The sequence below is a fragment of the Kitasatospora sp. NPDC085879 genome (assembly GCF_040686255.1).
In the GTDB taxonomy this organism is placed as follows: Bacteria; Actinomycetota; Actinomycetes; order Streptomycetales; family Streptomycetaceae; genus Kitasatospora.
Map to the genome: position 1 here is coordinate 18,885 of NZ_JBFBJZ010000086.1, position 8,207 is coordinate 27,091.

The 8,207-nt window shown below is 71.7% G+C and carries 8 protein-coding genes and 4 pseudogenes; 6 read left to right on the top strand and 6 right to left on the bottom strand.

All coding sequences use genetic code 11. The annotated features are described in order from the left end of the window. Positions 1–142 precede the first annotated feature (142 nt). From AB0P35_RS37015 to AB0P35_RS37030, 4 genes and pseudogenes are all read right to left on the bottom strand, one after another. Positions 143–1,882 carry a hypothetical protein gene (locus AB0P35_RS37015; RefSeq protein ID WP_363519861.1) on the bottom strand — a complete coding sequence of 580 codons (1,740 nt, stop codon included), beginning with the start codon at positions 1,880–1,882 and terminating at the stop codon, positions 143–145. Further along, positions 1,879–2,637: an ABC transporter ATP-binding protein gene (locus AB0P35_RS37020; protein WP_363519864.1), complete on the bottom strand. Its 759-nt coding sequence runs from the start codon at positions 2,635–2,637 to the stop codon at positions 1,879–1,881. The genes AB0P35_RS37015 and AB0P35_RS37020 overlap by 4 nt, the downstream gene beginning before the upstream one ends. A 217-nt stretch (positions 2,638–2,854) precedes the next feature. Then, the gene (locus tag AB0P35_RS37025; RefSeq protein WP_363519867.1) at positions 2,855–3,289 is read right to left on the bottom strand and encodes an NUDIX domain-containing protein; all 435 of its coding nucleotides are present in this window, start codon (positions 3,287–3,289) and stop codon (positions 2,855–2,857) included. Between the two features lie 67 nt (positions 3,290–3,356). Further along, positions 3,357–4,340, bottom strand: a pseudogene (locus tag AB0P35_RS37030) (SDR family oxidoreductase); the annotation flags it as partial. On the opposite strand from AB0P35_RS37030, the pseudogene AB0P35_RS37035 reads away from it, so the two are divergent. Further along, a pseudogene (locus AB0P35_RS37035) lies at positions 4,257–4,571 on the top strand (DDE-type integrase/transposase/recombinase); the annotation flags it as partial. The pseudogenes AB0P35_RS37030 and AB0P35_RS37035 overlap by 84 nt on opposite strands. Positions 4,572–4,801: 230 nt before the next feature. Here the strand turns inward: AB0P35_RS37035 and AB0P35_RS37040 are convergent. Continuing rightward, entirely contained in the window at positions 4,802–5,014 is a 213-nt protein-coding gene (locus AB0P35_RS37040) for a hypothetical protein (RefSeq protein ID WP_095877956.1), read from the bottom strand. Between the two features lie 25 nt (positions 5,015–5,039). On the opposite strand from AB0P35_RS37040, the gene AB0P35_RS37045 reads away from it, so the two are divergent. From AB0P35_RS37045 to AB0P35_RS37060, 4 genes and pseudogenes are all read left to right on the top strand, one after another. Further along, on the top strand, positions 5,040–5,273 hold the full coding sequence (locus AB0P35_RS37045; RefSeq protein WP_095877957.1) for a hypothetical protein: 234 nt from the start codon (positions 5,040–5,042) through the stop codon (positions 5,271–5,273). A gap of 130 nt (positions 5,274–5,403) precedes the next feature. Beyond that, positions 5,404–5,700, top strand: coding sequence for a hypothetical protein (locus AB0P35_RS37050; RefSeq protein ID WP_363519870.1), 297 nt, complete (start codon positions 5,404–5,406; stop codon positions 5,698–5,700). A gap of 596 nt (positions 5,701–6,296) precedes the next feature. Continuing rightward, positions 6,297–6,505: pseudogene (locus AB0P35_RS37055) on the top strand (IS5/IS1182 family transposase); the annotation flags it as partial. 208 nt (positions 6,506–6,713) lie between these two features. Continuing rightward, complete coding sequence (locus AB0P35_RS37060) at positions 6,714–6,833, top strand: hypothetical protein (RefSeq protein ID WP_363519873.1); 120 nt, start codon at positions 6,714–6,716, stop codon at positions 6,831–6,833. Positions 6,834–7,360: 527 nt separating this feature from the next. On the opposite strand, the gene AB0P35_RS37065 is transcribed toward AB0P35_RS37060, so the two are convergent. Then, positions 7,361–7,621 (bottom strand): hypothetical protein, encoded by a 261-nt coding sequence (locus AB0P35_RS37065; RefSeq protein WP_363519876.1) that lies wholly within the window; start codon positions 7,619–7,621, stop codon positions 7,361–7,363. Positions 7,622–7,944: 323 nt separating this feature from the next. On the opposite strand from AB0P35_RS37065, the pseudogene AB0P35_RS37070 reads away from it, so the two are divergent. Beyond that, positions 7,945–8,207: pseudogene (locus AB0P35_RS37070) on the top strand (ABC transporter permease); the annotation flags it as partial.

Sequence of the window (8,207 nt, forward strand, 5' to 3'; positions counted from 1 at the left end):
GCCGGAAGAAGGACGCCGTGAACAGGCCGATCCGGGCGGCCCGCCCGGACGGCGAGGGCCCGGCCGGTCCGGATCGTCGACTCGACCCGATCATCGGGAGCGGGCCCTGCCGGGCCGGACGGCCCCGTACGCGCGACGGGTCTCAGCCGATCCGGCCCGGCCGGACCTGTGCGGGCAGCTTCCCCGCCCTGACCCGGGCCCAGCAGAGCATCGCCACCGCCACGACCGCGGCGGCCGCCGCCGCGCGGCTCAGGGAGTCCGCCGTCCCGCTGCGCAGTGCCGCGGAGAACGGCAGCGCCAACAGCGGCACGGCCACGGCGGGGCCCGCTGCGTACCAGGCGGCGAACGCCGCGAGGTTGCTGCCACCACCGCCGGTCGCCCCCGCCGGGCGGTACAGCAGGTCGCGGCGGGCCGCGCCCCGGCAGGCGTTCACCAGTCCCGCGGCGACGAGCGCGGGGACGGCGGTCGGCGCCAGCCAGGCCGCCGGACCGGCGCCGCAGAGTACGGCCGCGGCGCTGCCGACCGCGCCGAGCAGCACGCCGAGCACGGTGGGGACGACGGCGTGGCGCAGCATCAGGCCGGCGAACGGGTAGGGCGTCCAGAACGCCCGGCGCACGTCGTCGGTGTCGATCCGGGCCGGCTCCAGCAGTTGGGCGACGGCCAGGTGGCCGAAGGCGAGGGCGAGGCCGGTGGCAGCCAGGGAGACGCTCCCCCGGGCCGTGTGGGCGGGCGCGGCGCACAGCAGCGCCGGAACGGTCAGCAGCGCCGCACGGCCGAGCCGTGCGGGTGAGCGGAGGAGGGCGAGCACGTCGCGCCAGTACACGACGAGCCAGGCCCTGCGGGGCGCCGGCAGCCGGACCTTCAGCCGGCGGTCACCGCCGTTGGCGGCGTGCACGGCCAGCCGCGCGGCGCGCAGTTCGACCGTCCGCAGTGCGGCGAGCACGCTCGCGGCGTTCCTCGCCCGTTCGCGCAGCAGGGTCAGCGACACCGTGGCGGCGGCCCGGTCGGCGCGCACGAGGCAGACGGCGGTCGACGCGACCAGCAGCGCGGCGGCCGCCCAGGCTCCCGGGACGGCGGCGGTCGTCGGCGCCAGGGCGGCGATCCCCGCCCAGCCCCACGGACCCGACCACAGCACCACCTGGTCCAGCCAGCGGACGGAGTGCCCTGTGGCGGCCAGGGCGCTCTGTCCTGCGAACGCGAGGATCAAGACGGTGGCGTACGGGGTGAGCCGCCGCGCCAGGCGGGCCGCCCGCTCGCTCCGCTGCACGGACAGCGCGGCACAGACACCGAGCAGCGGCAGGCACGTCCCGCCGACCAGGCACCAGCCGAGGGCGGCAGGCAGGCCGGCCCGCACGGTCAGCCCGAGAACGACCATGGCGCCCGCGGCCGCGACGATCCCGGGAAACACCGCGAGCCCGCAGGACAGCCGGAACCAGGGCCGCAACACCGGCCCGGGGCGGACCGGGTGGACGAGCAGCCAGTCGATCGTGGCTCGCGGCGGCATCACCGGCCCGCGCCAGAGCCCGTCGCGCACGGCGAGCAGCAGGACGGCCATCCCGACGGCTGCGACGCCGCCCGGTACGGCGGCCAGCAGGGCGCGGCCGTGGCCGGTGTAGTCGGCACCCATCGCGGCTTGCAGGAACAGGCCCAGGCTCGGAACGCCTCCCCAGACGACCAGGAGGAGCACGGTGCAGTAGAACGCGTAGGCCACCTGGCGGACCCGGTTGAGGCGGTGCGGGGCCCGCAGGGAGCGCAGCAGGGCCAGCGATTCGTCGGTCCAGTCGTCGTCCTCGCTCCACTCGGCGGGCGGCCCGTCGGACGCGGCAGCCGGTTCGCCTGGCGCGTCATCCGCCGCGACCGCCGTACCGTCCGTTGCGCTCACCGGCCCTCCCCACGGTGCGCGGCGCCGACGGCTCCGACGGCCGGCACCTCTGCGGCCAGCATCTCCTCGGGGGCTCCCTGCCGGACGATGCGGCCCTCCTCCAGCACCACCACCCGGTCGGCCACCGCCAGGGCGAGATCGGCGTGGTGGGTGACCAGCAGCACTGCCACGCCGTCGGCGAGTTCCGCCTTGAGCAGGTCGGCCAGCCGTCGGCGCGCGCCGGGATCGAGGCGCTGCTCGGGCTCGTCCAGGAGCAGCAGGTCCCGCGGGCGGACGAGCGCACAGGCCAGCAGCAGGGACTGCATCTGCCCGGAGGAGAGGGCGGAGGTCAGCGCGTCCGCCCGCTCGGCGAGCATCCTGTCCTCCAGCACCTGCTGGACCCACTCGGCGGCGCCGGCGACACCGTGCGCGACCGCTACCAGCAGCAGGTGCTCACGCACCGTGAGGTCGGGGTAGCAGGCGACCGTGTCGCCGACGACCGCCACCCGGGCCCTGATCCGCGGGTCGTTCTCGTCCATCGCCAGACCGTCGAACCGGACGGTGCCTGTGGTGGGCAGATCGCGGCCGGCCGCGACCCGCAGCAGCGTCGACTTGCCCGACCCGTTGTGGCCGACCAACGCCACGCACTCGCCGGCGGCCACCGCCAGGTCCACCGGATGCAGGACCTCCCGGTCCCCGTACGAGCGGCTCACCCCGGTCAGTTGCAGCAACGCCGGCCGCAAGGCGGCGCGCGGCTCGGCAGGTTTCTCAACCATGTGGACACCTCTCGACGATCAATCGGATCACAGTACCGACCGGCTGTCCGACCCCGTCAGCCGCGGGCCCCTGACCTGGTGGCCCGCCAGACCTGGCTCGGAAAACGGCTGATCGTGCAACAGGTCCTCGGACGGTGCATGACGCGCCGCGCTCACCGGCTGTCCGCGCGTGTGCGATGGGCGGCTTCTTCCGCCGCGGAAGGCGGGGCGAGCGACGCTACGCCGTCGCCGGCAGCGTGCCCCGTTCGATGGCTTCGCACAGCACGGTCTTGATCTCCGGTGGCATCAGGTTCATGGTGGCGATGGCGTTCAGGGTGAGGGGGACCTCCTCGAGGATGTACTCGCCGCGGTCGGTGTGGGCGAACTCGGGGCCGGTGCGGTTGTCGAAGTTCCAGGTCTCGATCCGGGCGAGGTAGAAGTACTCGGTCTCGTCCTTGTCGTTCTGCAGGTGGTGGAGCAGGCGCAGGATCCGGGCGTCGCCGGCGACTTCCTCGTGGATCTCGCGAAGGAGCGCGGCTTCGCGGTCCGGGTCGGTGTCCTCGACGCCGCCGCCGACGATCACCCAGTACGGGTCGACGCCGGGGCGGATGCGCTTGATCACGAGCGTGGTGTCGTTCGGGGTGATCAGGACCGCTCGGACGCGCTCGGTCATACGACGGGTTCTCCCTCATGGTCGGTGAGCCGGGGTGGTCAGTGGAGGAGCCGGCCGCGTCGATGTGCGACGACCGACCGGTGAAGAACGATGCGGCCGGGCCGGCGAGGAAGGCGACGGCGGCGGCAACGTCCTCGGGCCGGCCCCGACGGGTTACGCACTGCCGCGCGATCTGGTCCTCCGGCCTGGCCCGGTGGTGTGTGGGAAGGGCATGCTCTGCGGGTACCTGGATCGCTCCCGGGACGACAGTGTTCACGCAAATGCCGTGCGGGCCAAGTTCCCTGGCCAGTGACCTGCTGAGGCCTGTCAGTCCGGCCCTGGCGGGTGCCGTGCCGATTCCGGTTACCGCGCCGGCGACCGGGGCGACGCGCCCTTGGAGGGGCCGGGCGGTGAGCGGGAGTTCGAGCAGGGTGGTGGTCACCGGCGCTTCACGGGCGTGGTGAGGGCGGGCAGCGGGTGGGTGCGGGGAATCGGTCCACCCGGCGTTCCCCCTGCCCCGTGTCGAACTCACCCGTTTCTCGGACCTCGCCCACGACGGCTCTCCCCGGTGGCCGGGCCGCAGCGTGTCGCGTGCGGTGCGGTCGGCGTCGGCCGTGGCGTCCGAGCGTTCCCGTGGCCCTCCGGTCTCCGGGTGTGCGCCGTCGGCCCGGTCCTGGGCTCCGGCCGCGCGGTCGCCGTAGGCCCGGTCACCCACCGCCTCGTCCCAGGGGTTCGGTCGCCCGACGCGGTTCCTCCTCGGGGCCGCGGGTGCCGGGCGGGTCCTGCCGCCGACTCCTCGTGGATGCTCCCCTGTGCGACGCGGCGGAGCGCGTGGCCGGCGGGCGACCGACCGTTCTGCACGGCTTGCCGGAGCCCGGGCTCGCCACCCGCGGTCGGCCCGGCTCGTTCCGGATGCTGTCCGGCGTCTGCCGCGCCCGGCCGAGCTCACGCCCCGCCGGGCGCGGCGTGCGGCGGCCGGCGCTCGGGAGCTACCTGGTCGGGCTGGGTCTACGTGGCGTTCGTCCTGGACGCGTACTCGCGCCGGATCGTGGGCTGGCAGGTCGCTGATCACATGCGAACCGACCTGTCGCGGGACGCGCTGGAGATGGCGCTGTGGCGGCAGAAGACCAAGAAGGACGCCGTCCTCATTCATCACAGCGACCGCGGGTCGCAATACGTGTCCATTCGCTACACGGAGCGATTGGCCGAGGTCGGTGCCTCGGCGCCGGTCGGGCCCGTCGCGGACTCCTTTAACAATGCGATGGCGGAGGCCCTGAACGGCAGGTTCAAGGCCGAGCTGATCGAGCATCAGGGCCGCGGCGGGACTTCGACGAGGTCGAGCGGGCCCTCTTCTGGGGGTACCTCTCGGCCGGAGGCCGGGGGCGGGTCACGTGGCACAACGGTGAACGACTCCACTCCGCCCTCGGCTACGTCCCGCCCGACGAGTACGAACAGGCCTACTGGGTCGGCCTGAAGTCAGTCCCGCAGACCGCTTGATCACACGATCGCGGACTCCACGAAACCCGGGGCAGCTCAGTGCCAGCCGGTATTCCCGTCCTGGTTCGCAAGACCAGGGTCTCCGTTGGACAGGAGGCCGACCAGGCCGAGGACCACCACGATCAGCACGAGCAATATCAGCCAGAAACGGTCCTCGGGTCCGGGACGATACGGGCCCGATGGGCGATACGGCCGATCACCGTCCCCCTCATCGCTCCGACCCTCGGCGTCGTTGTCCTCGTCGGTCACCGCGCTCCCCCCTCCCACTAGGTTCATGGCACCGCGCCGCACGGTCGGCGTCAAGCCCCGGCCCGTGCTCGTGCGCTGCCACTCCGGCTACAACCGCTTCGGACTGTTCATCGCGCAGTACCCCAGCGTGCAGGTCGCCGCGCCCGCGCCGCTGCAGCGGCCCCGGCGAGGAGCAGTAGACCGCGAGCACACCGGATCCGGCGTCGAACGCGCCACCACCCTCAGCCGCTCAACCCCGGCGTGCTCCGCCAGGCCGTAGACCGGGCGGGTCGCCAGGACACCGAGCAGGGCGAAGGACCCGGATGGCGTCGCTCGTCGTGCCGGTGGGCGGACCTGGCTGGTCAGATGGAATCTGTCAGCGGTAGTCGATCGAGGCAGAGGTATTCAACATGGCCGTCATCATCGTGTTCGACATCCCGGGCGGTACCCAGGCCCAGTACGAGGAGGTCACCAACAGGATGACCGGGGGGCGGGGCGGCGTGAAGTCGCCCTCGGACTGGCCGGTGCCCGGCCTCATTTCACACTGCGCCGGACCCACCTCGGGCGGTTGGCACGTGACGGACGTCTGGGAGTCCAAGGAGGCGTTCCAGCGGTTCGTGGAGAAGCTCACACCGCTGATGCGGGAGGTTGGGATGCCCGAGACCGAGCCCAAGATCTACGAGGCGTTCAATGTCGTGACCTCCTAGGCGGCGCCATCCGCACGATCACAAGCGCATGGTCCCGAGCCCCCGTCCCCGTGACCCGAGAGGGATCGCCTGCTGCACCTGAGGGGCGGCCAGTCGGCCTGAGGGCCGGGTTCCTCCCGGTGGAGAACCACCATGGCAGCCAGAAGCCCGGTGAACAGAGCCGCGAGGACTGTCCCGACGATGCTGAAGTTCCCCCCGATGTTGGACAGCGAGTGTCTACGCTGCGGGGGTGAGGTCGTGCTGCAGCGGGGCCCGGGTTTCCAGCGGGGTGAGGTACCCGTACTCGGGGTTGTCGGCGGAGCCTGGTGCGGTTGTACTCGACCTCGATGAAGCGCAAGACGTCGGCCCGGGCCGATGCCCGGCTATCCCACACGGGGTGCCGATCGGAGTCGTCATGGTCTCCGCGCTCATCGCCGTAGCCCTGGGCGACAAGTGACGTGACATCGATCGAGCGCCGGTCTGGACCGTGTCCATGTGGCGAGGGCTCGTTGGTTCGGGTGTGGGGCGGGGTACGTGGAGTTGGATCGCGCCGGACGGGTTGTGCTGCGCTGCCGCCCTGCTTCGGGGTCTCCAAGTCCACCGCCCACCGCCACTTCCATCTGGTCCCGGGCCGGGGTGTGGGGCCTGCTGCACGAGGCGGTCCTGCAGCGTCTCGACGGCGCCGGCCTGCTCGACGTCTCCCGCGTCGTCCTCGACTCCGCCCATGTGAGGGCCGAAAAGGGGCGGACTCACAGGTCCGAGTCCCATGGACCGGGGCAAGCCGGGTTCCAAGATGAACATCCTGTCGGACGCGGACGGACTGCCCCGTCGTTTTCTGAAGATCGCCGGGCAGGGGGCCGGGCGGCGCGCCGCAGAGCCTTCAGAAAACCCATCAAAAACCTGGGTGGTTCAAGAACTCCGGACCACCGTTTTCTGACATGACCCGGGGCCATGAGTGACCTTCGGGGCGCACGGCCATCCCGAACTCCTCGTCTCCGAACCCCTCGTCCATACCGAGATCAAAGATCGGATACGTGCGGGTCTCCACCGGCGGGCAGAAGCTCGAACGGCAGCTCGACGCCCTCACCGCCGCCGGTGCCGCAAGATCCTCTCCGACAAGAAGTTCGGCAGGACCGACCTGCGCCCGGAGCTGAAGGCGTGCCACGCACTCCTCGACGCGGGAGACACCTCGTGGTCCCTCGCTCGACCGCTACGGCCGCAGCCTCCAAGACCTCATCAACACGGTCTCTGGACTCCGTACGCGCGAGATCGGTTGCACCTCGCTGCACGAGAAGCTGGCACCGAGGAAGTCGTCAAGGCCGCCCGCGACCTGCTGCCCGACCCCGGCCGTTCGATCACCTCGATCGCGAAGCTTCTCGGCGTCTTCTCGGGCACCTCTACAACCACCTCCCCGACCTGCGCGAACTACGTACGGGCGGTGTGCCCCGTCAGCTCGAAGCGCCCGTGCAGTAGCAGGCGGGATCCGCATTCGCGGCGAGCCCAACGCGAAGGGGCGCCCACGCGCGCACGCGAGAGGAGGGCACTCCGGGAAGGTCAGAAGGGCGGGGCCCGTTGCCGCGGACGAGCAGGAACGGGCCGTCCGTGTGGGCCACCAAGACAGGGCCGGATCGGCCCTGGATGACGAGGAAGGCATCGCGTTCCTCGGCCGCGAACCAGGCGCTCACGGCCGCATCCGCGCTCTCCAGGCGGAGCTCGCCTTCCCACTGCCGAGGCCCTGCGGCTCGCGGGTCCGCCCGAGGGCCTCCGCCGGGACCGTATCCGCCCACCGGACCAAGGACGCCCGGCACCCGTACGTCTGATCAAGACTCGCCGCGGTCTGCAGTGCCAGTGCCGGGTCGCCCGCGACCGGCTTCCACTCGCCCTCGCGGAGCTGGCGCTCCGCGTCCAGAACCACCTGGTCGACCGCCGCGAAGATGCCCACGTCGGCGCAGACTCTTTCCGCTGGGTGGGTGTAATGGCATTGGGGGTGCGAGGGTCGCCGCCCGATGCGTCGGGCGGCGGCAGCACAGTGGGTGCTGCGGCTGCCGGTGCGGAACGACGAACAGACTACGGCCGTGTCTGAAAGATCTCGTTAATATCAATTGTTCTCATATGAGAATTGATGCATGCCGAGGTTGAAAGGAGCGGTCCAGGTGAGAGCAGCGCGACGCGGCAGCCGGACCGATGTGCCTCGGGCAGGGGCGGTGCGTCTGGGCAGCCCGGTCGCCGCTTCGGCCTTCAGACGAGGCGCGGCTGGAGGCTGCTGTGCCTGACGAGGAGAAGTACAACAAGGCGGACCCGCTCGCGGACGCCGGCACCGAGGAAGAGGAGATCCAGAGTGCCGTCGAGAGCCGCACCTTCGACCTCGGCACCATGGAAGGCCAGGAGCTGATCAAGAACGAGCGACTCGCCGACGAGCCCGAGATCGCCGCCGCCGACGACCGCGTCAAGCCGCGCAGCCTGTGGCAGGACGCCTGGCGGGACCTGCGCCGCAACCCGATCTTCATCATCTCCGGACTGCTCATCAT

Coding starts and splice junctions, on each gene's coding strand:
- AB0P35_RS37020 (WP_363519864.1), bottom strand. CDS start 2,637: ATGGTTGAGAAACCTGCCGAGCCGCGCGCCGCCTTGCGGCCGGCGTTG.
- AB0P35_RS37025 (WP_363519867.1), bottom strand. CDS start 3,289: ATGACCGAGCGCGTCCGAGCGGTCCTGATCACCCCGAACGACACCACG.
- AB0P35_RS37045 (WP_095877957.1), top strand. CDS start 5,040: ATGGCACCGCGCCGCACGGTCGGCGTCAAGCCCCGGCCCGTGCTCGTG.
- AB0P35_RS37050 (WP_363519870.1), top strand. CDS start 5,404: ATGGCCGTCATCATCGTGTTCGACATCCCGGGCGGTACCCAGGCCCAG.